The following is a 22947-nucleotide window of genomic DNA, read 5'->3' on the forward strand; positions in this document are numbered from 1 at the left end:
TGCCCGGTCAGGCAGTGTTCTTCCATTCTTCGACGGCACCGGCCCAGACCGCCCGCAACTGGTCCCATGACTGCCCGCCACCCGGGTTGGTTCCCGCGCCCGCCCCGACGGCCCAGCCGTTGACCAGCCAGTCGCGCCAGATCCCCAGGGTGAAATCGCCGGCCGCATTGCCGCCAACGGCGAACTGGCCCCAGTCATTCCCGACCAGTTGGACATGGTCGCCGTGATACATCTCGTCCGAGCAATAGCAGACAAAGCTGAGAGCCATCATCAGCCCGGTCGCGGCGCCATGGGCGCTGTCAACGGGGTAATGAACGCCGGCAACGGTGCGATTTTCAGCGATCCGGCTGGCCAGCCGGTAAAGCTGCTGGACCGCAACCGCCGATTCCTGGGTCAGGGGGTCCAGATTGGTGCCCTGTTCGCTGTATGGCACTGCCAGTTGGTCGCGCAGGACCGAGGCGAATCTTTGGGGATCGGCCGGGTCCTTGACGGCGAAATGGCGCAATGCCGCCAGAACCGTGGCGATGGCAAAGGATTCTGTCGCATGGCCACTGGGATAGGCGGAATGTCCCGGCGTCGGGATGATCGGCTGGACGCGCGGTGACAGGTCGACAGGGCGCGGCACGCTGCACATGTATTTCACGCGATATTCATGTGCCGCCAGCGCCGAATGGAACGCCTGGATCAGCACGATCGTCCATTTCCGCGCATTGACATCCAACCGCTGCTGGGCCCCGAAAAAGGACAGGATATCACCCTGCTGCGACAGGATTTCCGCCATGCGGTCATCGCGCAGCTTCGCCCCCATGCGCAGGAAGGGCAGCTGCGACACCACCATATCGGCATCGGGCGGGGCCAGGCGGGCAATTTCCTGCCCCTCGGCCTGCACGATCACGTCCGGCCCGGTCGGGCCGTCGCCGGAGACCGAAAACATGGCGATGGCCTCGGCCCCCAGCACCGTCAGCATGACCGACGGATCCAGGCTGCGCAGGCGCCTCAGCTTGTCATAGGGCTGGCCATAACCAAAATCCTGCGGCCCGTCCCAGTAGCCGGGCTCTTGCCCGTTCCAGCTGCCGGCCAGGGCCTCGGCGCATTGCATGATCGCCACCGACAGCCCCGAATCAGAAACCCCGGCGGCATGCGCCCCGGTTATATTCGCGGCTATTCGGGACGCATTGTTCCCATGATTTCCCTGGTTCCCTTGATTGCCATTGTTCCCGTGATTACCGTGATTGCCGTGATTACCGTTGATACCCATTTTCCCGCGCTCCCGCTGTTCTTTCTGAATGATCTGCGCGCAAATCCCGATTTGGCAACCATTGCGCTACCTATTTGCTATGTATTCACGTGCAATTAACGCAGAACTACGCAAGAATCGTGTTTCAATCGGAATTGAACGACCATGCCTCTGCACGCCAGACTGATCGGCGCCTTCCAATTGAGGGACGAAGCAGGACGGGATCTGACGCCGCGCGGCGCCAAATCACGGGCCATGCTGGCTATGCTGGCGCTGGATCGCGATTGCCGCCGCAACCGCCGCTGGCTAGAGGCGCATCTGTGGTCGGATCGCGCGCAGGAACAGGCCATGGGCAGCCTGCGTCAGGCCCTTCGCGAGATTCGCAAGGCGCTTGGTCCTCATGCCGATTGCCTGCGAACCGACCGCGACAGCGTCTCGATCACCGATCTGGTGATCGACGAGGATCAGGACCGGCAGGCGCTGGCGGCAGGCCGCGAGTTTCTGGAAGGCATGGATGTCGCCGATCAGGAATTCGAGGATTGGCTGCGCGACGAACGCATGCGGCGCAGCAATGACACGGCGCCGGCCACCGCAAGGCAGGTGTTTCCCGCCGAACGGCTGACCCTGATGCTGAAGCCTGTCCACGGCACCGACCGGACCGAGGGTTTTCTCAGCCATGCGCTTGCCAATGCCATCGGCCAGCTGGTCGGCGAGTTCGTCGAGATCGACACCTATATCCTGTCCTCGGACCGCAGCGTCGTCGACCTGCCCGAACAGGGCTATCTGGTCACCGTCGACACGCTGGCCAAACCGGGTGTGACCCATCTGCTGATAGGCCTGTCCGACCGCGCCAGCGGCCGCACCTTCTGGTCACGCCGCGCCAGCATCAAGGGCAACGAAACCGACATCATCGGCGATCAGGAGGTGCCAGAGATCGTCTTTCGCGCCGCCGATGCCGTTTGTGAATCGCTGGCCGGCAGCAAACGCACCGGCGCGGCCGAATTGCGGGCCGAGTTCCTGACCGCCAAGGCCGTCCGCTCGATCTTTGCCTTTGACAGCCGGTCCGTGCGGCAGGCCGATTCGCTGATGTCCGAGGCGATTTCCCTGCATCCCAACCCGCGCAGCTTTGCCTGGATGGCCTATATGCGGCAGGTCATGGCGGTGGAACGGATCGAGACCGACTGGCACCGCATGCGTGGCGAGGCCGATGAATTTGCGCGCAAGGCGATGGAGTTTCCGGCCGAGAACCCGCTGGTTCTGGCGCTGGTGTCGCAGATCAGGGTGATGCTGGACGGCGACCCCGATATCGGGATCTGCCTGGCCCGCGACGCCATGCGGGCCAGTCCGCATAACCCGTTCTGCTATTCTGCGGTGGCAGGCGCGCAATTACGCATCGACCGGCCCGACCGCGCCCTGGACGCGGCGCGGCAGGGCGCGACGATCGCCGGGCAATCGGCGCTTAGCCCGTGGTGGCACAGCCTGGCCGGCCTGTCTGCCCTGGCCATGCGCAAGGACAATCTTGCCCGCAGCTATTTCGAAACAACCCTTGCCCGCGCCCCGAATTTCCGCACGGCGCTGCGTTGCCTGTATTTTCTGTATCAATCCGCGGGACAGCCGGAAAAGGCCGAGCGGGTTCTGTCGCGGCTGATCCAGCTTGAACCGGATTTCACCTTCGACCGGCTGCGGGACGATCCCGACTATCCGGCCGCCACGCTGCGCCGCTCGGGGTTGATCGGGGCGCCGACATCGCAGGGGTGATCACGACACCGTCCACCCGTCACCTGTTTCAGCGCCGGTCTTGCCGGCTCGCCAACACAGCCGCCTTGTCACGGGATCGTTGCATTCTTTCGCAATATGCTGATGAATTATCGGACCTGCCGTCAGTGTTGATGGCAAAGGCAGGTCCGGCAAATGCCGATCCCATGGCTTCGACCGCGTGACGAGTGAGGTATGCGATGCAGCAGGATGATCCCTGGTCCCTTGCACCCAGGCCCCCGCAAAAAGCCGATCAGCCCGCCGCGACGCTTGCCCAGGCCCTTCTGGCACTGGATTACAGGGCAGCCCCGGCCTTTGCCGTCCTTGATGGCGCACAATTCGACAATCTGCCGCAAGCGCTGTTGATCGGCGGCTATGTCAGCCGCCCGCTTTATCTGGATCGCGGGGACAACAACCCCGAACAGATCATCACCGCCCCGCACATGGTCTGGCTGGACGAGCGCACCGAGAATGTCACCGGCAGGACACCGCAGGAAACGATACCCGCCCTGCTGAACCTGATCGCCGGCCGCCCCGCCGCCGTATTCTGGCAATGCCCGGCGGGTGGCGATGCGCTGTACCGGCACCTTCGCGGCATCAACATGGTGCTTTATCCGAAATCCGCCCTGCCAGATTTCGAAGAGCCGGCACCCGAAGACGGCCCGGCCGCCGATGATCCTGGGACGCATACGCTGGTGCTGTTTCGCCATGCCGACAGCAATGTCATCGCCCAGACTCTGCCGGCGATGACTGCCGCCGAAACCGCGCGGTTCTTCGGCCCGGCCTCGCAGCTTCTGTTCGCGCCCGATCCTGACTGGGCCGGCGGCCGCGACTGGATCGGGGCGATGAAACCGGCGGCTTTGCCCAACCCGCCGCCCGGCCCGTTGACGCTGTCCGTCGAAACCGTAGATGCCATGTCGGGGATCGCGGATGAAAGCCTGCAAGGCGTGCTGCGGGCTTATCTAAAGGATACGGACGGCAGAATGTATGCAAGCTACAGCACCGAGGACATGGACCGGATCGTGATCAGGTCCATCGAAAGCGGTCAGGGCATCGGCTTCAAGGAAGATTTTTCCTATCTTTTCTGGTCATATCTGATGATGGCGACGGGCGGCGCGATCGCCGACGACCCAGAGGTTCTGGCCGCGATTTCGCAACCCCGGCGCACCCCGGACGAACAGCTTGAACATTACGTCGACAGCTTCTTGCGATCACGTGGATATTGAGTAGGGATTTTTTCCGCCATGGCAGTAGGCCCGATAATCCAAGGGATCATACGCGTTCTGTTCGGTGTCGGCGGCAGGTCAGCCACCGGCACGGCCGGACGCACCATCGCGGGCGGCGCCGCCCGTGGCGGCCTGTCGGCGGCGCAGGTCGCGACGGCGGCGACAAGGGCAAGATCAATCGCGCAGGCCGGATCACAGCGCTTTGCGCAATGGCGCAGCCGCTGCAGGACCTGCCTTCTGAACAAGGCCACCTGTGCTGCCGCATTTGGGGGCGGCAACCCACCGACGATGAACCCGCCGCGCGGTGGCGCCTATGGCACGCTTGGGGCGCAGCGCGGTGTGGTCGAACGACACCACATTCCCCCGGCCGGGATGGGCGGACTGTCGCGCCATTACGGGCCCGCGATCCAGATGGACTTCCCCGACCACATCGCCACGCCGGGGCATGGCCGGGCAGGCCCGAACTATCGCAACAGGATAGCCGGACAGCTTCAGCAAAGGGGCTTCATGGGCGTCATGCTGGCCGAGATGGGCTTTATCGAGCTGATGCATCCGGGGAAATATACAACCGCCATGGCCGAGGCGGCGGCCTATGCCACCTGCCTGCAACGGGCCCGCGAAATAAGATAGATGGAGCGACAGATGGATTGGACGATTTCACCCTATCTCGGTGTGGGCGAGTTGAAATTCGGCATGTCACAGGCCAATGTCGCGCGCCTGCTTGGGCCGGCCGTGACGATCACCCAGGCCAAGGACATCCCCTTTCTGGAACCCGAGGATTATGAGGGCCTTTATTCGCATGAAGAGGTTCGGGCCTATGGCGGCGAGGATTACGAAAAGACCATGCCGACCGTCGCCTATCTTGACGACAGCGCCGTCAGCTTCACCTTTTTCGAGGTTCACCAGACGCTGAATATCGGCGGCATCCCGTTCTTTGACGGGCTGCCGCGTGACAATATCCTGCGGCTGAAGGACATGTCGCAAAGCATCGTTCACGCCGGCGAGGAATCCTATTTCTTCATGGATCTCGGGATAACCCTGCTTGACGAGAACATGTTCGATTTCAGCGACACCGTCATCGTCTTTGCGCGCGGGCAATATGATCGCTTTATCCGCGACGGGCTTGAAAGCGGATATTGCCAATTGATCAAGGGCAGTCTTGATGACCTGATCTGACCGGCAGGGGCCGGCCCATATCGGTCGAATCAGGTAAGGGCCGGTCGCCTGGCGCGGGGATATGCGGAACCGGAACGGCATCGCCCGACACCGTCAATATCGCGGCAAATCAAAGAAAAACCCCGGAAAGCCAAAGCTTTCCGGGGTTTTTCGTAGGACTTGGTGCCCAGGAGAGGACTCGAACCTCCACGCCTTGCGGCACACGGACCTGAACCGTGCGCGTCTACCAATTCCGCCACCTGGGCAGGTGTCGTGAGCGGGGTGAATACGGACAGTCGCGGGGGGTGTCAATGGCCCGGAACGAAAAATTCGCGCCCCGGCCGTCGTCGGCGCCCAAGGCCGCGATCCCAACCCGCAAATCCGTGCCATGCCAGGCAGCGGCGTCTTGTCGGGCGGGGCTGGCTTGGGTATTGAACCTATAGGCACCGCACAAGAAAAAGGGGCGAGCGCATGGCGAAACTGGTGACGATCTATGGCGGCTCGGGCTTTGTCGGGCGCTATGTCGCGCAAGAGATGGCCCATCGGGGGTGGCGCGTTCGTATCGCGGTGCGGCGCCCGGACGAGGCGCTGTTCACCCGCACCTATGGCGCGGTCGGGCAGGTCATCCCGGTCCTGTGCAACATTCGCGACGAAGCCTCGGTTCGGCTGGCCATGCAGGATGCCGATGCGGTGATCAACTGTGTCAACCTGACCGGCAAGCAGGGCAAAAGCACGTTCGAGACCGTGCTGGTCGACGGCGCCGCGCATGTGGCCCGGCTCTCGGCCCAGCTGGGCGTGCCGCGCATCGTCCATATCTCGGGCATCGGGGTGGATCCGCAATCCCCCAGCAAATATGTCGCTGCCAAGGCGCGGGGCGAGGCCGCCGTGCTGAAGGCGCGGCCCGACGCGGTCGTGCTGCGCCCCTCGGTCATCTTCGGGACCGAGGACCATCTGTTCAACCGCTTTGCCGGAATGACACGCCTTGGCCCCGTGGTCAGCATCGCCGGCGGGAACACCCTGATGCAGCCGGTCTTTGTCGAGGATGTCGCCGAAGCCGCCGCCACGGCGCTGGAAGGCAAGGCCGGGCCCGGCATTTATGAGCTGGGCGGCCCCGACGTCATGACCGTCGGCGAGATCATGCAGATGACGCTGAAAGCGGTCGACCGCCGCCGCGCCGTCGTCAACCTGCCCTTCTGGCTGGCCGGTATCGCCGCCGGCGTGCTGGACGCGGTGCAGGTCGTCAGCGGCGGGCTGATCCGCAACAAGATCCTGACCGGCGATCAACTGCACCTGCTGCGCCATGACAACATCGTCAGCGAGGGCGCGCGGGGATTTTCCGATCTGGGCATCCAGCCCACTGCCCCCGAGGCCGTGATCGACAGCTATCTTTGGCGCTTCCGCCCGTCGGGGCAATATGACGCGATCAAGGATTCCGCCAAGAATTTGCGCCACAGCTGATGCCAAACGACACGATTGTCGCAGCCGCCCTCGGCCTGCTTGAGGGGCTGACCGAGTTCATCCCGGTCTCATCGACGGGCCATGTTTTGCTGGCCGGGCACTTCCTGGGCTTCGACTCGCCAGGCAATGCTTTCGAAGTCATGATCCAGCTGGGCGCTATTCTGGCGATCCTTGGGGTCTATGCCGGGCGGCTGTGGCGGATTTTCAGCAGCGCCCCGCATGATCCGCGCTCGCGCCGTTTCATTCTGGCGGTTCTGCTGGCCTTCCTGCCTGCCGTGGTGATCGGTGTGCTGGCCCATGGCATCATCAAGACCGTGCTGTTCGAAACCCCCATGCTGATCGCCGTCATGCTGATCCTGGGCGGCTTTGTCCTGCTGTTCGTCGATCGCATGGCCATCAATCCGCGCTATCATCAGGCCGAGGATTTTCCCCTGCCCATGGCCTTCAAGATCGGCCTGATTCAGTGCCTTGCGATGATTCCGGGCGTGTCGCGTTCCGGCGCAACCATCGTGGGCGGGCTGCTTCTTGGGGCCGACAAGCGATCAGCCGCCGAATTTTCCTTCTTTCTGTCGATGCCCACCATGCTGGGCGCCTTTGTCTACGATTTTTACAAGAATCGCGATATTCTGGACGCAGCCGCCCTGGGCGACATCGCCATCGGCTTTGTCTGCGCCTTTCTCAGCGCAATCTTCGTCGTCCGCTGGCTGTTGGGCTTTGTCTCGCAGCATGGTTATGGGCTGTTTGCATGGTGGCGAATCATCGTCGGCAGCCTTGCCTTGCTGGCGCTGGCGGTAGGTATGTAAGCAAGACTGACCTATTTACAGGTCTTGCGCGCCGCTTTTTTCGCCGCGCAGCCATAAATCTTGCATTTAGGTCAGCATTGCTGACTTTTAATCCCTCTGATGCTCTATTATTGCAGCATTCAGGGGATTTTCCGCAAAATAGAAGGTGCGCAGCCATGGCCACGCAGAAGATGCTGAAGTTTGTCTCGACTCCGCGGGAGATGCCGGAAAAACGGGACGCAGCGGCGCGCAGCGAGGATTTCCGCGAGATCTATCAGGAATTCGCCGCGATCAAGGCGGCCGAGCAGGCCAGCCGGTGCAGCCAATGCGGCGTGCCCTATTGTCAGTCGCATTGTCCCTTGCACAACAATATTCCCGACTGGCTGCGCCTGACCGCCGAAGGCCGCCTGGAAGAGGCATATCACGTCAGCCAGTCGACCAACACCTTCCCGGAAATCTGCGGCCGCATCTGCCCGCAGGACCGTCTTTGCGAAGGCAATTGCGTCATCGAACAATCGGGCCACGGCACCGTCACCATCGGCGCGATCGAGAAATACATCACCGACACCGCCTGGGAAGAAGGCTGGGTCCGCCCCAATGCCCCGCGTCAGGAACGGGCCGAAAGCGTCGGCATTATCGGGGCTGGTCCGGGCGGACTGGCGGCGGCCGATGCGCTGCGGCGCAAGGGGTTTCAGGTCACGGTCTATGACCGTTACGACCGCGCGGGCGGGCTGCTGACCTATGGCATTCCGGGCTTCAAGCTGGAAAAGGACGTGGTCCTGCGCCGCAACAAGCTGCTGGCGGATGGCGGCGTCGAGTTTGTGCTGAACTGCAATGTCGGCGAAGATCTCAGCTTTGACGCCATTCGCGGCAAGCATGATGCGGTGCTGATCGCCACGGGCGTCTACAAGACCCGCGATCTGGATCTGGATAATAGCAATGCCGGCGGCGTCGTCGACGCGATCGACTATCTGACCGCCAGCAACAAGATTGATTTCGGCGATGACGTGCCCGATTTCGCCGATGGTGAACTGGACGCCAAGGGCAAGCGCGTTGTGGTGATCGGCGGTGGCGATACTGCGATGGATTGCGTGCGCACGGCCATCCGCCAGGGCGCGCAATCGGTCAAATGCCTGTATCGCCGTGACCGCGCGAACATGCCCGGCAGCCAGCGCGAGGTGCAGAACGCCGAGGAAGAGGGCGTTGAATTCGTTTGGCTTTCGGCCCCCGGCGCCTTTTCCGGCCATGTCACCGGCGTGGCGGCCGAGACGCAGGAACGCGATGTTGACGGGCTGCCGCAGGTCGCCTCGGTCCGGGTGCAGAAGATGCGCCTTGGTGCCCCCGATGTCAGCGGCCGCCAGTCGCCCGAACTGATCGAGGGCGCCGATTACGACGAACCGGCCGAGCTGGTCATCAAGGCCCTGGGCTTCGAGCCCGAGGATCTGCCGAAGCTGTGGGGCACCGACGGGCTGGAAGTGACCCGGTGGGGCACGATCCGCGCCGATTTCAGCACCCATGTGACCAGCCTTCCGGGCGTCTATGCGGTGGGCGACATCGTTCGCGGCGCCAGCCTCGTGGTCTGGGCGATCCGCGACGGGCGCGAGGCCGCCGATTCGATTGAAACCTATCTGACGGGCGCTGCCCGTGTTGCGGCAGAATAGGACCGGGGCCATGGCAGGACAGCCAAGCGTGGTGCAGACAAATCGTGCAGTCGCGGACGTTCGCGATGCGCTGTGGCACGGCAGCCTGCCCCTGCTGGGCGCGGGTCTGCTGATGCTGATTGCGACCACACTGCCCGCCCCGGCCGCCACTTTCATGGCGCCTCAGGGCTGCCGGCTGGAAATGACGATCCAAAGCCGGGGCTGCACTGTCACGCAGATCTATCGGTGTGAAAGTGACCCGAATGGCACGCAGCATTCGGCGATTTTCGGGCAGGACGGGCTGACCCATCTGTCGACCATCGACGCCGAGACCCGCTGGATCGAAAGCAGCGATCCCCAGACCGGGCTGGTCGACCGGCTTGTCGACGCGGCCAAGGATCACGCCAGCTTTTCCGAATTGCTGCAAACCAGCCGGGACGACTTCGATTTCTGGACCCAGTCCAATACTGGCGAACGTCTGCACCATGTCGGCCGTGATGTCCTGACCGGCGAAAAGGTGGTCATCGACGGGGTCGAGCTGGAAAAGACCCAGTTCGAGCTGACGACATCCAACGAGGCGGGCGAGGTTCTGATCCAGCGCAAGGGCCAGCAGTTCATCAACCGCGCCAATGGTCGTTTCTATGGCGGGATCGAACAGTCAAGCGACTGGACCGGCGAGACCCGCGAAACCAATGACAGCCCCGTCACCTTCAGCTTTCCGGGCGAGGCAGGCTTTGGCGCGACCGAACCGCAATATGACTGCGACATGATGGTGGCGCAGACCGCCCCCTTGTTTGCCGTCCACAAGGCGGGGTGGACCGAATGAGCCGCCTGCCACTCGTAGCCGCTGGCGGGCTGCTATTGGCTGCCGGCATGGGCTTTTTCGGGCTGGCCTTGCCCGCGAATGCCGCGTCAGGCGAGGTTACAGCGCAGTTCGTGCTGGAAAATAACCACCAGGTGAACACGACGCTGAACCAGTTCAGCGAAAGCACAACGCCGATCGACACCGAAAACCCGACCTCGCTTTGCGATGCCCCTATATCCGGGTTTTCGAAGCCAGCGCGCCTATGGGTGCGGCGATGATCTCGGTCAAGCTGGACTGGCAGGGCGAGGGCAACATTGCCCGCCGCCAGACAAGCGGATGGGGCGAGCGCGCCTGGTGTCGCGAATGCGGATCGGGCCTGTTCTTTCGCATGACCGGCGAAAATGACTTCGCCGGCAACTATGACATTCCGTTGGGGCTGTTCGACGATCCGAACGGCTTCGTCATCGCCCATGAAATCTATATCGACCACAAGCCCGACAGCTTTGCCTATGCCGGTTCCGAAAACCGCAAGCTGCTGACGCGGGCCGATTGTGTCGCCCAATTTCCGCTGCTGGACAGCGAGCAAGCAAGGAGCAAGCCATGACCGCGTTTGACGAAAACTGGACCGCTGTTGAAGAAGCCCGCCGCGCGTTCATGGCGGAAAACAGTCTTTACCGCGAGGAAGACGAACATTCGTCATGCGGTGTGGGTCTGGTCGTCAGCATTGACGGCAAGGCCAGCCGCAAGGTCGTGCAAAGCGGAATCGACGCGCTGAAGGCCATTTGGCACCGGGGCGCCGTGGATGCCGATGGCAAAACCGGCGATGGCGCGGGCATCCATGTGCAGATCCCGGTTCCCTTCTTCTATGATCAGGTCCGCCGCACCGGGCACGAGCCTGACAACAACAAGCTGATCGCCGTCGGTCAGGTCTTTTTGCCGCGCACGGATTTCGGCGCGCAGGAACGCTGCCGGACCATCGTGGAATCCGAAGTGCTGCGGATGGGCCATTATATCTATGGCTGGCGGCATGTGCCGGTGAACACCGCCGTTCTGGGCGACAAGGCCAATGCCACGCGTCCCGAAATCGAACAGATCCTGATCCGCTGTGAAAAGGACATCGACCAGGTCCAGTTCGAGCGTGAGCTGTATATCATCCGCCGCCGGATCGAAAAGGCGGCCATCGCTGCGCAGGTGGGCGGGCTTTACTTCTGTTCGCTGTCCTGCCGCTCGATCATCTACAAGGGCATGATGCTGGCCGAACAGGTGGCCGAGTTCTATCCCGACCTGAAGGATGAACGCTTCGAATCCGCCTTTGCGATCTATCACCAGCGTTATTCGACCAATACCTTCCCGCAATGGTGGCTGGCCCAGCCTTTCCGCATGCTGGCCCATAACGGCGAGATCAACACGCTGAAAGGCAACCTGAACTGGATGCGCAGCCATGAAATCCGCATGGCTTCGGGCGCATTCGGCGAGATGGCCGAGGATATCAAGCCCATCGTGCCCGCCGGTTCATCCGACAGCGCCGCGCTGGACGCCGTGTTCGAGGTGATGGTGCGCTCGGGCCGTTCGGCGCCGATGACCAAGACCATGCTGGTTCCTGAAAGCTGGTCCAAGACCACGACTGACATGCCCAAGGCCTGGGCCGACATGTACGCCTATTGCAATGCCGTGATGGAGCCGTGGGACGGCCCCGCCGCGCTGGCCATGACCGATGGTCGTTGGGTCTGTGGAGGCTTGGATCGCAACGGGCTGCGTCCCATGCGCTATGTCATCACCGGGGATAACCTGTTGATCGCAGGGTCCGAGGTCGGCATGGTGCCCTCGGACGAGGCAACCGTGCGCGAAAAGGGCGCGCTTGGGCCGGGGCAGATGATCGCCGTCGATATGTGGGACGGCAAGCTTTACCGCGACACCCAGATCAAGGACCGGCTGGCCGGGTCGCAGCCTTTCGGCGAATGGATCGAGAAGGTGGTCGATCTGAACGCGATCATGCGTGAGCTGCCCGAGAACACCCGCTTCAAGGGCGAGGAACTGCGTCGTCGCCAGACCGCCGCCGGCTATACGCTGGAAGAACTGGAACATGTCCTGTCGCCCATGGCCGAGGACGGCAAAGAGGCGCTGGCCTCGATGGGCGATGACACGCCCGCCGCGGTGCTGTCGAACCAGTATCGGCCGCTGTCGCATTTCTTCCGCCAGAACTTCAGCCAGGTGACCAACCCGCCGATTGACTCGCTTCGCGAGGCGCGGGTGATGAGCCTCAAGACGCGGTTCGGGAACCTCAAGAACGTGCTGGACGAAAGCAGCAGCCAGACCGAGATCCTGCTGCTGGAAAGCCCCTTCGTCGCGAATGGCGAATTTGCCGAAATGCTGAAGATGTTCGACAGTTCGGTGACGATCATCGACTGCACCTTCCCCGATGGCGCCGGGCAGGACGCGCTTGGCGAAGGTCTGGCCCGCATCCGGGCCGAGGCCGAGGATGCCGTGCGTTCGGGCGCGGGCCATATCGTGCTGACCGACGAGGCGCAGGGGCCGGATCGCATCGCCATGCCGATGATCCTGGCGACAAGCGCGGTTCACAGCTGGCTGACGCGCAAAGGGCTGCGGACCTTCTGTTCGATCAATGTGCGCAGCGCCGAATGCATTGATCCGCATTATTTCGCGGTGCTGATCGGCTGTGGTGCAACCACGGTGAACCCCTATCTGGCGCAGGATTCGATCCAGGACCGCATCGACCGCAACCTGCTGGAAGGCAGCCTGATCGACAATATGCGCCGCTATCGCGATGCCATCGACCAGGGCCTTTTGAAGATCATGGCCAAGATGGGGATCTCGGTGCTGTCGTCCTATCGGGGCGGCCTGAACTTCGAGGCGGTGGGCCTGTCCCGCGCCATGGTGGCGGAATATTTCCCCGGCATGCATTCGCGCATCAGCGGCATCGGTCTGCACGGGCTTCAGGACAAGCTTGAGGGCATTCACCAGCAGGGCTTCCACACGGAAAACGCCGATCTGCTGCCGGTTGGCGGCTTCTACAAGCTGCGCCGCAGTGGCGAAAAGCACGCCTGGGAAGCCAATACCATGAAGCTGCTGCAACTGGCCTGCGAACGCGCGTCCTATGACACGTGGAGACAGTTCAGCGCGACCATGCGGGCGAACCCGCCGATCCATATCCGCGATCTCTTGGACATCAAGCCGCTTGGCAAGCCAGTGCCGATCGAAGAAGTCGAAAGCATCACCAGCATCCGCAAGCGGTTCGTGACGCCGGGCATGTCGCTTGGCGCGCTGTCGCCCGAGGCGCATATGACGCTGAACATAGCCATGAACCGCATCGGCGCGAAATCGGACAGCGGCGAGGGCGGCGAGGACCCGGCGCATCACGCACCGCTGCCGAATGGCGACAATCCCAGTGCCAAGATCAAGCAGGTAGCATCGGGCCGCTTCGGCGTCACCGCCGAATATCTGAACGCCTGCGAAGAGCTTGAAATCAAGGTCGCGCAGGGCGCCAAGCCCGGCGAGGGCGGGCAATTGCCCGGCATGAAGGTCACCAAGCTGATCGCGCGGCTGCGTCACTCGACGCCGGGCGTGACGCTGATCAGCCCGCCGCCGCATCACGACATCTATTCGATCGAGGATCTGGCGCAGCTGATCTATGACCTGAAGCAGATCAACCCGCGCGCCAAGATCACGGTAAAGCTGGTGGCATCGTCGGGCGTGGGCACGATTGCGGCGGGCGTGGCCAAGGCCAAGGCCGACGTGATCCTGATCAGTGGCCATAACGGCGGCACGGGCGCATCGCCGGCGACCAGCATCAAGTTCGCCGGTCTGCCCTGGGAAATGGGTCTGACCGAGGCGCATCAGGTTCTGGCCATGAACCGCCTGCGCGACCGGATCACGCTGCGCACCGATGGCGGGCTGCGGACCGGGCGCGACATCGTCATGGCCGCGATGATGGGGGCCGAGGAATACGGCATCGGCACCGCCGCGCTGATCGCAATGGGCTGCATCATGGTGCGCCAGTGCCAGTCGAACACCTGCCCGGTGGGCGTCTGCACCCAGGACGAGAAGCTGCGGGCGATGTTCACCGGCAGCGCCGACAAGGTGGTGAACCTGATCACCTTCTATGCGCAGGAAGTGCGGGAGATTCTGGCCGAGATTGGCGCCCGCTCGCTGGACGAGATCATCGGCCGCGCCGATCTGCTGACGCAGGTAAGCCGTGGCTCGGCGCATCTGGACGATCTGGACCTGAACCCGCTGCTGATCACCGTCGATGGCAGCGACAAGATCGTCTATGACCGTTCCAAGCCTCGGAACGCGGTGCCTGACACGCTGGATGCTGAAATCATCCGCGATGCGGAACGTTTCTTCAGCGATGGCGAAAAGATGCAGCTGTCCTATGCCGTGCGCAACACGCTGCGGACAATCGGCACGCGCACATCCTCGATGATCGTGCAGAAATTCGGCATGCGGAACAATCTGCAACCCGATCACCTTACTGTTCGCCTGACCGGCAGCGCGGGGCAGTCGCTTGGCGCCTTTGCCGCGCCGGGGCTGAAGCTGGAGGTCAGCGGCGACGCCAATGACTATGTCGGCAAGGGCCTGTCGGGCGGCACGATCACCGTGCGCCCGCCGATGATCAGCCCGCTGGTCGCCACCGAAAACGTCATCATCGGCAATACCGTGCTTTACGGTGCCACCGCCGGCTATCTGTTCGCGGCCGGCCGCGCAGGCGAACGCTTTGCCGTTCGCAACAGCGGCGCAAAGGTGGTGATCGAGGGCTGCGGCACCAATGGTTGCGAATACATGACCGGCGGCGTCGCGGTGATCCTTGGCCGGATCGGTGCCAATTTTGGCGCCGGCATGACCGGCGGCATGGCCTATCTCTATGATCCCGAGGGCGTGGCGCGCGACTATATCAACGCGGAATCGCTGGTGATGAACCCGATCAGCCACCCCCATTGGGAGGCCGAGCTGAAGCGGATGATCGAACGGCACCTGAAGGAAACCAATTCCCGCCGGGCCGAAGACATCCTTCAGAACTGGGAAGAAGAGAAGGCGAATTTCCTTCAGGTCACGCCAAAGGAAATGCTGGGCCATCTGAAACATCCGCTGGCTGAAACCGGCGATCTGGATGCCGTTCCGGCCGAATAGTCGGGGCGTGACAGCAAGGGAAAGGCGGGGTGCGATCGCGCGCACCCCGCCTTTTTTCATGGCTGGCCGGCCTGGTGCGCCGGGGCCTGCGGCCGTCAAATTGACAAATCGGACCCGCAAAGGTTGACTGACGGAAATGGCGATCCTGTGACGCCACCCATCGACCTGAAAGGAACAGGGATCATGCGTCTTGCTGATCGTATCGCCCGAACACCGCGCCCCGCCACCCTGACCGGATCCTTGCTTGCCGCCTGCATGGTGCTGGGCGCTTGCACGGTCAACGTCGGCACTGCCCCTTCAAGCCCGAATTTCTTCTATGCGCGGCTGACCCAGGACGGGATCACGGGAACCTATGACCCCACCGGCTTCAGCTCGGCCGAGGTCGAGAAGGCCATTAGCCAGATCTGCGCCACCCGCCGCGTCACCCGATATGCCGAACAGCCGGCCGCGGACGGGCGGATCGGTTTCTATGGTTACTGCCGGGGCGGCAGCGAGGTGCTGATGGGCACGACAACCTTCAACCGCATCGGCAACCGCCTGCGGATCGAGGTCCCCGGCTATGCCGAAAAGCACCGCAAGGGCGACCAGGTCTGGTCGATCTCGTTGTAGCTGGCCCATCGCCACGGAACCGCGCGGCTTCGGCCGCAGTTGTGAAATGTTAACAGTCGCGCCAGGAGAAATGTCATGTCGGAACTGATCGTCATTGCCTTTGATACCGAAGCCGCCGGTTTCGATCTGCGGACCGAACTGGTCAAGATGCAGAAGGATTATCTGATCGAGATGGAGGATGTCGTTGTCGTCACCCGCCATGGCGAGGATGACATCAAGCTGCATCAGGCCGTGAACCTGACTGCCGCAGGCGCGATTGGTGGCGGCTTCTGGGGCACGCTGGTCGGGCTTTTGTTCCTGAACCCGCTGCTTGGTGCGGCCGTGGGTGCCGCATCGGGTGCGCTGGCCGGGCGGTTCACCGATATCGGCATCAATGACGACTTCATGAAAGACGTGGCCAAGGCCGTGCCGCCGGGCGGATCGGCGGTCTTTGTGCTGGTGCGCAAGATGACCGCAGACAAGGTTCTGGAACGGCTGGCTCAGGTCGGCCATGGCGGGCGCGTGCTGCGCACCTCGCTGTCGAACGAACAGGAACAGAAGCTGCGCGATGCGCTTGGAAACAGCGGCGAAGCGGCAACCGCCCCGCCGCCTTCGGCCTGAGGCCGCTTGACGCGACGCCGGGCCGCGTGACAAACGCGGCCCATGGCACGCAACACCGCCACATCGGACCAACCCGCGCCCCGCCCGCGCCGCCGCGCTCGGTCGATCTGGCGCGGTCTGCGCTGGTTCGGTGCGCGGGTCCTGCTGCTGATGCTGGCGCTGGTCGGCTTTTACGGGCTGATCAACCCACCAACCACCTGGACCATCGCGCGCGAGGCGACCTATCCCCGGCAATGGACCGATATCGAGGATATGGCCCCCGCCCTGCCCCGATCCGTTGTCGCCGCCGAGGATGCGAATTTCTGCCTGCATTGGGGGTTCGACATGTCCGAGATCCGCAAGGTCATCGCCTCGGGCAGTTCGCGCGGGGCCTCGACGCTTAGCCAGCAGACGGCCAAGAACGTCTATCTGTGGCAACAGCGCAGCTGGACCCGCAAGGTGCTGGAAACCGCCTTTACCCCGATGATCGAGGCGCTTTGGTCCAAGCGTCGCATCCTGGAGGTCTATCTGAACGTGGCCGAGTTCGGGCCGGGCATCTTTGGCGTTCATGCGGCCTCGGCCTATCATTTCGGCACCACACCCGATGCGCTTAGCCCCGCGCAGGCCGCCCGGCTGGCCGCTGTGCTGCCGGCGCCGAAATCGCGTGGCACCGCCCAGGCAAGCCGGCGCAGCCGCGCCATCGCCGACGGGGCCGAGACGATTTTGCGCGACGGACGGGCGGACTGTTTCCAATAGGCTGGCGGCGCGGTTGAAACGCCGGGCTTGGGGGCGTATCACCGCATGGATGCGACACGAGCGACATATGACCAGTTCCAGCCAGACCACGCGCCTTTACCACACCCCTCTTTCCCCTTTTTCCCGCAAGGTCCGGCTGGTGCTGGCCGAAAAGCGGATCGAGGTCGAACTGGTCGAGGATCGCTATTGGGAAAACAATTCCGAATTGCTGCGCCGCAACCCGGCCGGCATGGTCCCGGTTCTGCGCCATGACGGGCGGCTTCTGGCGGAAAGCCAGGCGATCTGCGAATATCTGGACGAAACCGTGCCCCAGCCCCCGCTGATGCCCGCCACCCCGGCCGAACGGCACGAGGTTCGGCGCCTTTGCGCCTGGTTCGACGACAAGTTCAACCGCGAGGTCACACGACCGATCCTGGAAGAGCGGGTCTGGAAAAAAATCACCCGCTCGGGCTATCCCGACAGTCGGGCGGTCAAGGCCGGACTGCGCGCGATCAAGGAACATATCGACTATCTGTCGGGGCTGCTGGAAACGCGGCGCTGGCTGGCCGGCAGTTCGCTGAGCCTGGCCGATTTCACCGCCGCCGCGCATTTTTCCTGTCTCGACTATATTTCCGACGTGGATTGGGACCGGTCCGAGGCATTGATGAACTGGTATGCGACGATCAAGTCGCGCCCCGCCTTCCGCGGGGTTCTGGCCGATCAGGTGCCGGGCATCCATCCCGCCCCCCATTATGCCGAGCTCGATTTCGGCTGAGTCCGGGGGCGCGTCGCCCCCCGGACCCCCAGAGGATATTTCAGCACAGGTGAAAGCGGCTTTGGCCCGCCAGGCGAAGGCCGAGGGCTTCGCGCGCATGGGCGTTACCCGGCCGGATGCCGTGCCCGAACTGGCTGGGCGGCTGGCGGATTTTCTGGCAGCCGGGCGGCATGGCCAGATGGGCTGGATGGCCGAGCGGACCCATTGGCGGGGCGATCCGGCGGCGCTGTGGCCAGAGGCGCGTTCGGTGGTCATGCTGGCCGAGGCCTATACCCCCGATCACGATCCGCTGGCGGTTCTGTCACGGCCTGATCTGGCGGCGGTCAGCGTTTATGCGCAGGGCAAGGATTACCACGACATCGTCAAGAAGCGGCTGAAACGGCTGGGGCGCTGGCTGATCGACCAGCATGGCGGCCAGATCAAGGTTTTCGTGGATACCGCCCCGGTGATGGAAAAGCCGCTGGCGCAGGCCGCCGGGCTGGGTTGGCAGGGCAAGCATACCAATCTGCTGTCACGCGAATTGGGCAGTTGGTTCTTTCTGGGCGCGATCTTCACCACGCTCGACCTGCCACCGGACGCAGCTGAGCCCGAACATTGCGGGTCTTGCCGCGCCTGTCTGGACATCTGCCCGACCAGGGCTTTTCCCGCGCCTTTTCAGCTGGATGCGCGGCGCTGCATTTCCTACCTGACCATTGAACACAAGGGACCGGTGGACGAGGAGTTGCGGGAACTGATGGGCAACCGGATCTATGGCTGCGATGACTGCCTGGCCGTCTGCCCCTGGAACAAATTCGCCCAGGAAGCGCATGAGATGCGCTATCGCGGGGTGATCGACGCGCCGCCGCTGGCGGAACTGGCGATGCTGGATGATGCGGGCTTCAGGGAACGGTTTTCGGGCAGTCCCATCAAACGGATCGGGCGTGACCGATTTGTGCGCAACGTCCTGTATGCAATCGGCAATTCCGGGCTTGCGGCATTGCGCGGGGTGGCACAGGGGCTGGCCGGGGACGCCGATCCGGCGGTCGCGGACGCCGCGCGTTGGGCCGCGATGCGGCTGGAGGCCCGGCTGTGAACCCTTTGCGCGGCATCCTTCTGAAGCTGGGCAGCGTCACCATCTTTGTGGTCATGGCGGCGCTGATCAAGGCTACCGCCGACGAGGTTCCCGCCGGGCAACAGGTGTTTTTCCGATCCTTCTTCGCGATTCCGGTGATCCTGATCTGGCTGATCAGGCGGGGCGAGTTTCCACGCGGGCTGCGCACGGCGCGCCCGATGGGTCATGTGTTTCGCGGCCTTGTGGGGACGGCGGCGATGGGTCTGGGCTTTGCCGGTCTTGGCCTGCTGCCCCTGCCCGAGGTGACGGCCATCGGCTTTGCCGCGCCGCTGCTGACGGTGATCTTTGCCGCGATGTTTCTGGGCGAGGACGTCCGGGCCTTTCGTCTGGCAACTGTCGCGTTGGGGCTGATCGGGGTTCTGGTGATCCTGTCGCCGCGGCTTGGGCAGGTGGGTGACGGGCTGTCCACGGCCGAGACCCTGGGCGCCGTGATCACGCTGATGGGGGCGATGTGTGCCGCGCTGGCACAGATTTTCGTGCGCAAGCTGGTCAGCCAGGAAACGACGGCCGCGATCGTGTTCTGGTTCTCGGTCACGGCCAGCGTGCTGGCGCTGTTCACCGTGCCATTCGGTTGGGTTCTGCCCTCGCCCGACACGGCGGCATTGCTGATCCTGGCGGGGCTGCTGGGCGGGCTGGGGCAGATCCTTCTGACCTCGGCCTATCGTTTTGCCGATGCCTCGCTGGTCGCGCCTTTCGACTATGCGGCGATGCTGTTCGCGCTGCTGATCGGCTATGGCATTTTTGGCGAGGTGCCAAGCGCGACGATGCTGACCGGCGCTTCGATCGTGATCGCGGCAGGGGTGCTGATCATCTGGCGCGAGCATCGCCTTGGGCTGGAGCGGAACCGTCAGCGCAAGGCGATGAGCCCGCAGGGCTAGGCCCCGCAGTCGCCCCATAGCAGCAGATCATCCGCCAGGATCGGTGCCGCGCCGTCAACGCGGATGGCCAGATCGGCCTGACCGTCGCCGTCGAGATCCGCCAGCAACATCTGGTGATCGCCCGCATTCACCACCCGCAGCTGACCTGCGGCGGAAAACCCCGCGCTGGCGATGAATTGCAGGCCAAGGGCGGACAGGTCCAGCAGGTCGTGACCGTGCTGGAAATCGGCGATCCGGTCGGTCTGAAGCGGCGTGGAATCCTCGGCATCGCGAAAGACGAACCGATCCGCGCCCAGGCCACCGAACAGCATGTCGGCCCCGGCGTCCCCCTGCAATGTATCGTCGCCCTCGCCGCCATGCAGAAGGTCGCTTCCCAGACCGCCTTGCAGCAGGTCATCACCCTCGCCGCCATCCATGTGGTCATTGCCGTCCTGGCCCTGCAATCTGTCGCCGCCCTCGCCACCTAGCAGCATGTCATTGCCCGCGCCGCCCGCCAGATCATCGTCACCCTCGCCGCCCAGCAACAGATCGTCGCCATCGCCACCCTCCAGAGTGTCCAAGCCGCCATGACCGAACAGCGTGTCACTGTCACCGCCGCCGATCAGGCGGTCGGCCAGGGCGTCGCCATGGATCAGATCGTTGCCCGTTCCCCCATCCAGAAGGTTCTGCCCGCCCGAGCCGATCAGCGTATCATCGCCCGCCTCGCCCGATGCCGTGTCATTGCCGTCGCCGGCACGGATCAGGTCATTGCCACTGCCGCCCCAGATCTGGTCATCACCGGCACCGCCATGGATCACATCGTCATCCTGATGGCCCCAGATCTGGTCATCGCCGTCGCCGCCATGCAGCCAGTCATGACCCAGGCCGCCCAGAATCGTATCGTTGCCGCCATCGCCCGAAATGCTGTCATCGCCGGCCTCTCCGGTCAGGTGGTCGCGGCCATCGCCGCCTTCGATGGTATCGTTGCCGTTGCCGGCCTGAACGCTGTCATCGCCGGCACCGCCGCTTAGCCTGTCGGCGCCGGCGCCGGCAATCAGCGTGTCATTGCCAGCGCCCCCCGCCATGATGTTGTCACCCAGGCTATCGGTCAGGCGATCATTGCCATCGCCGCCGGACAGTGAATCATTGCCGGCACCGCCATCCAGCAGGTCGTTGCCCTGATCGCCGGACAGGTAATCATCGCCAGCCAGGCCATTCAGGCTGTCATCGCCCTCGCCACCAAACAGCGAATCATTGCCGCCATCGCCTTGCAGCAGATCGTTGCCGCCATCGCCGATCAGCATGTCATTGCCGTCGCCGCCTTCCAGCAGGTCATTGCCATCGCCGCCGCGCACGCGGTCATGCCCGGCCTCGCCCAGCAGCGTGTCATCGCCCGCCCCGCCCGAGATCGTGTCATTGCCCTCGCCCCCATGCAGCGCATCCTCGACCGCGCTGCCCAGCAGGACGTCATTGCCACCCAGACCATAGACCTCGGACCCGCCTCGGGTCGCGCTCAGCAGATCGTCGGCCGCGGATCCCAGGATGACGGTTTCCACATCGGGCGGCGCATAATGGGTGATGGGAAACATCTCGTTGGTGAACAGATCTGCCAGCAATGTGCCGCCATCGGCCGAGTGAATCTCGATCAGGGTGTTGCCAAAGCGGATGCGGATCCCTTTGCCGAAGGGCGAAAAGCTTAGCTGCCAGATGCTGCGGATCATGCCCAGTTGCGTCAGGTCCAGCCGATCCTCGGCCGGGTCATAGTCCCAGATCAGGATGCGGCCGGCCACGGGGGTGGCGACAAAGATGTCATGCCCCGCGCCGCCCCACAACATGACAGGATCGCGATGGGTCATCAGGATATCATCGCCCGCGCCGCCGCGAATATGGGTCGTGCCGGACCCGGCGCGCAGCATGTCATTTCCGCCCGTGCCCTCGATCTGGCCGATGCCATTCTTGCGGATGATGCCGATCTGCCCCGGATCGACGACGATCTGCCCGACCCCGGCCTCGGTCGCGCTGGTGACGAACAGCGCGATCTTTCCATCCACCTCGATGGCTTGCAGGGCGCTGATATCGGCAAGCACCATGCCATTGTCATCGACCAGCGTTTCCAGATGCAGCAGCCGCCCGTCGGGCAGGACCGTGAACATCGAGATGCCATCGTCCTGCCCGCCGACAAAGACATAGGCGCGCCCACCGACCTCGACCGTGGCCAATGCGGTCGCGCCCTGAAAGCGGGTGGTCAGTTCGTCGACGACGTGGTCGACCGGGATCATGCCGCCATCGGGCAAAAGCCGGATCGTGGTGATCGACGATGACAGCGCCGAGGTGACGATCAGATAGACCTGACCGCCCACCGTCACCGCCGCAACATCATTGGGCGAATTGAACCCGCTGCCATCCTGGGCGGTCATATAATCGGCGCGGATGATGCGCCCTGCCCCGTCCAGCCGCTGACTTGCCAGGAAATTCCCAAGGCCCGATATGGCCACGATGACCGTTTCGCCCTGCATCTGGACGCTGATCATCTTGTCCAGCGAGGCATGGGGCATCGTCGGCGCCAGCGGCATCAGCGAACGGTCGACCGCCACCAGCCGGCCCTGCGCGTCCTCGCGATAGACGGTAAACTCGACCTCACCGCGCCGGGCGGCGTAAAGAAAGGTTCCTGCGGCGGTCGCCACCTGGCCAAGCTGGGTCAGATCAGCCGGCAGTGGCACGCCGGAATAAAGCGATGTCAGCGGCCCAAGCCCGCCGCCAGAGATCAGCGGCAGGCCATGGCCCGCGGCATTCCCCATCCCGGCCAGCGTCAGCATCGGTTGCCCGCGGACCGTCAGCAAGGTCAGTTCAGGCTCGCCCATATGGGTGAAGCTGGCGGCATATTCCCATTGCGCCTGCGGGCTGACCGGCAGATCCGCATCGGTGATCGCAAAGCTTGCCAGGCCGCCGCCGACATAGGTGGCGCTGACCAGAACCTTGTTCCCCGCAAGATCGGCGGCAAAAAGATCCGCGATCCTGCGGACAAACTGCGCCTGATCGCCCTGTATCGTCGCGACATACCGCATGCCGAACCGG

At 63.6% G+C, this 22947-nt stretch carries 20 protein-coding genes and 1 tRNA gene; 18 read left to right on the forward strand and 3 right to left on the reverse strand.

Annotation, left to right across the window (positions count from 1 at the left end; all coding sequences use genetic code 11):
* Nucleotides 1-7: 7 nt before the first annotated feature.
* Complete coding sequence (locus FNJ84_RS01700) at nt 8-1099, reverse strand: phosphatase PAP2 family protein (RefSeq protein WP_255471018.1); 1092 nt, start codon at nt 1097-1099, stop codon at nt 8-10.
* A 39-nt stretch (nt 1100-1138) separates the two neighbouring features.
* Here FNJ84_RS01700 and FNJ84_RS22150 point away from each other — a divergent pair, with 39 nt between their 5' ends.
* From FNJ84_RS22150 to FNJ84_RS01720, 5 genes are all read left to right on the forward strand, one after another.
* Nucleotides 1139-1357, forward strand: a complete 219-nt coding sequence (locus FNJ84_RS22150) for a hypothetical protein (RefSeq protein WP_221931908.1) — start codon at nt 1139-1141, stop codon at nt 1355-1357.
* Nucleotides 1358-1492: 135 nt separating this feature from the next.
* Nucleotides 1493-2995: a hypothetical protein gene (locus FNJ84_RS01705; RefSeq protein ID WP_143791178.1), complete on the forward strand. Its 1503-nt coding sequence runs from the start codon at nt 1493-1495 to the stop codon at nt 2993-2995.
* Nucleotides 2996-3192: 197 nt separating this feature from the next.
* A complete protein-coding gene (locus FNJ84_RS01710; RefSeq protein WP_143791179.1) occupies nt 3193-4218 on the forward strand; it encodes a DUF4123 domain-containing protein in 1026 nt (341 codons plus the stop codon).
* Nucleotides 4219-4506: 288 nt separating this feature from the next.
* Nucleotides 4507-4848 carry a hypothetical protein gene (locus FNJ84_RS01715; RefSeq protein ID WP_143791180.1) on the forward strand — a complete coding sequence of 114 codons (342 nt, stop codon included), beginning with the start codon at nt 4507-4509 and terminating at the stop codon, nt 4846-4848.
* A 12-nt stretch (nt 4849-4860) separates the two neighbouring features.
* Nucleotides 4861-5394 carry a hypothetical protein gene (locus FNJ84_RS01720; protein ID WP_143791181.1) on the forward strand — a complete coding sequence of 178 codons (534 nt, stop codon included), beginning with the start codon at nt 4861-4863 and terminating at the stop codon, nt 5392-5394.
* A 160-nt stretch (nt 5395-5554) separates the two neighbouring features.
* Here the strand turns inward: FNJ84_RS01720 and FNJ84_RS01725 are convergent.
* Nucleotides 5555-5639, reverse strand: a tRNA-Leu gene (locus FNJ84_RS01725).
* Nucleotides 5640-5844: 205 nt separating this feature from the next.
* On the opposite strand from FNJ84_RS01725, the gene FNJ84_RS01730 reads away from it, so the two are divergent.
* The 13 genes from FNJ84_RS01730 to FNJ84_RS01790 all read left to right on the forward strand — a co-directional run bounded on the left by FNJ84_RS01730 (nt 5845) and on the right by FNJ84_RS01790 (nt 19893).
* Complete coding sequence (locus tag FNJ84_RS01730) at nt 5845-6831, forward strand: complex I NDUFA9 subunit family protein (protein ID WP_143791182.1); 987 nt, start codon at nt 5845-5847, stop codon at nt 6829-6831.
* Nucleotides 6831-7634 (forward strand): undecaprenyl-diphosphate phosphatase, encoded by an 804-nt coding sequence (locus FNJ84_RS01735; RefSeq protein ID WP_143791183.1) that lies wholly within the window; start codon nt 6831-6833, stop codon nt 7632-7634. The genes FNJ84_RS01730 and FNJ84_RS01735 overlap by 1 nt, the downstream gene beginning before the upstream one ends.
* Nucleotides 7635-7789: 155 nt before the next feature.
* Nucleotides 7790-9274 (forward strand): NAD(P)-dependent oxidoreductase, encoded by a 1485-nt coding sequence (locus tag FNJ84_RS01740; protein ID WP_143791184.1) that lies wholly within the window; start codon nt 7790-7792, stop codon nt 9272-9274.
* 10 nt (nt 9275-9284) lie between these two features.
* Nucleotides 9285-10079 (forward strand): hypothetical protein, encoded by a 795-nt coding sequence (locus FNJ84_RS01745; protein WP_255471005.1) that lies wholly within the window; start codon nt 9285-9287, stop codon nt 10077-10079.
* Entirely contained in the window at nt 10076-10336 is a 261-nt protein-coding gene (locus FNJ84_RS01750) for a hypothetical protein (RefSeq protein WP_143791185.1), read from the forward strand. The genes FNJ84_RS01745 and FNJ84_RS01750 overlap by 4 nt, the downstream gene beginning before the upstream one ends.
* The gene (locus FNJ84_RS01755; protein WP_143791186.1) at nt 10321-10662 is read left to right on the forward strand and encodes a GFA family protein; all 342 of its coding nucleotides are present in this window, start codon (nt 10321-10323) and stop codon (nt 10660-10662) included. The genes FNJ84_RS01750 and FNJ84_RS01755 overlap by 16 nt, the downstream gene beginning before the upstream one ends.
* Entirely contained in the window at nt 10659-15206 is a 4548-nt protein-coding gene (gene gltB, locus FNJ84_RS01760; RefSeq protein WP_143791187.1) for a glutamate synthase large subunit, read from the forward strand. Before FNJ84_RS01755 ends, gltB begins: the two co-directional genes overlap by 4 nt.
* 183 nt (nt 15207-15389) lie before the next feature.
* On the forward strand, nt 15390-15815 hold the full coding sequence (locus FNJ84_RS01765; protein ID WP_143791188.1) for a hypothetical protein: 426 nt from the start codon (nt 15390-15392) through the stop codon (nt 15813-15815).
* A gap of 75 nt (nt 15816-15890) precedes the next feature.
* The gene (locus FNJ84_RS01770) at nt 15891-16415 is read left to right on the forward strand and encodes a DUF1269 domain-containing protein (protein WP_143791189.1); all 525 of its coding nucleotides are present in this window, start codon (nt 15891-15893) and stop codon (nt 16413-16415) included.
* Between the two features lie 42 nt (nt 16416-16457).
* A complete protein-coding gene (gene mtgA, locus FNJ84_RS01775; protein ID WP_143791190.1) occupies nt 16458-17150 on the forward strand; it encodes a monofunctional biosynthetic peptidoglycan transglycosylase in 693 nt (230 codons plus the stop codon).
* A gap of 67 nt (nt 17151-17217) precedes the next feature.
* Nucleotides 17218-17904 (forward strand): glutathione S-transferase family protein, encoded by a 687-nt coding sequence (locus tag FNJ84_RS01780; RefSeq protein WP_255471006.1) that lies wholly within the window; start codon nt 17218-17220, stop codon nt 17902-17904.
* 97 nt (nt 17905-18001) lie between these two features.
* The gene (gene queG, locus FNJ84_RS01785; RefSeq protein WP_255471020.1) at nt 18002-18976 is read left to right on the forward strand and encodes a tRNA epoxyqueuosine(34) reductase QueG; all 975 of its coding nucleotides are present in this window, start codon (nt 18002-18004) and stop codon (nt 18974-18976) included.
* Nucleotides 18973-19893 (forward strand): DMT family transporter, encoded by a 921-nt coding sequence (locus tag FNJ84_RS01790; protein WP_143791193.1) that lies wholly within the window; start codon nt 18973-18975, stop codon nt 19891-19893. Before queG ends, FNJ84_RS01790 begins: the two co-directional genes overlap by 4 nt.
* Here FNJ84_RS01790 and FNJ84_RS01795 read toward each other — a convergent pair.
* On the reverse strand, nt 19890-22937 hold the full coding sequence (locus FNJ84_RS01795; RefSeq protein ID WP_255471007.1) for a calcium-binding protein: 3048 nt from the start codon (nt 22935-22937) through the stop codon (nt 19890-19892). The genes FNJ84_RS01790 and FNJ84_RS01795 overlap by 4 nt on opposite strands.
* Nucleotides 22938-22947 lie beyond the last annotated feature (10 nt).

Origin of the sequence: Paracoccus sp. M683, from assembly GCF_007096355.1 — a bacterium.
In the GTDB taxonomy this organism is placed as follows: domain Bacteria; phylum Pseudomonadota; class Alphaproteobacteria; order Rhodobacterales; family Rhodobacteraceae; genus Paracoccus.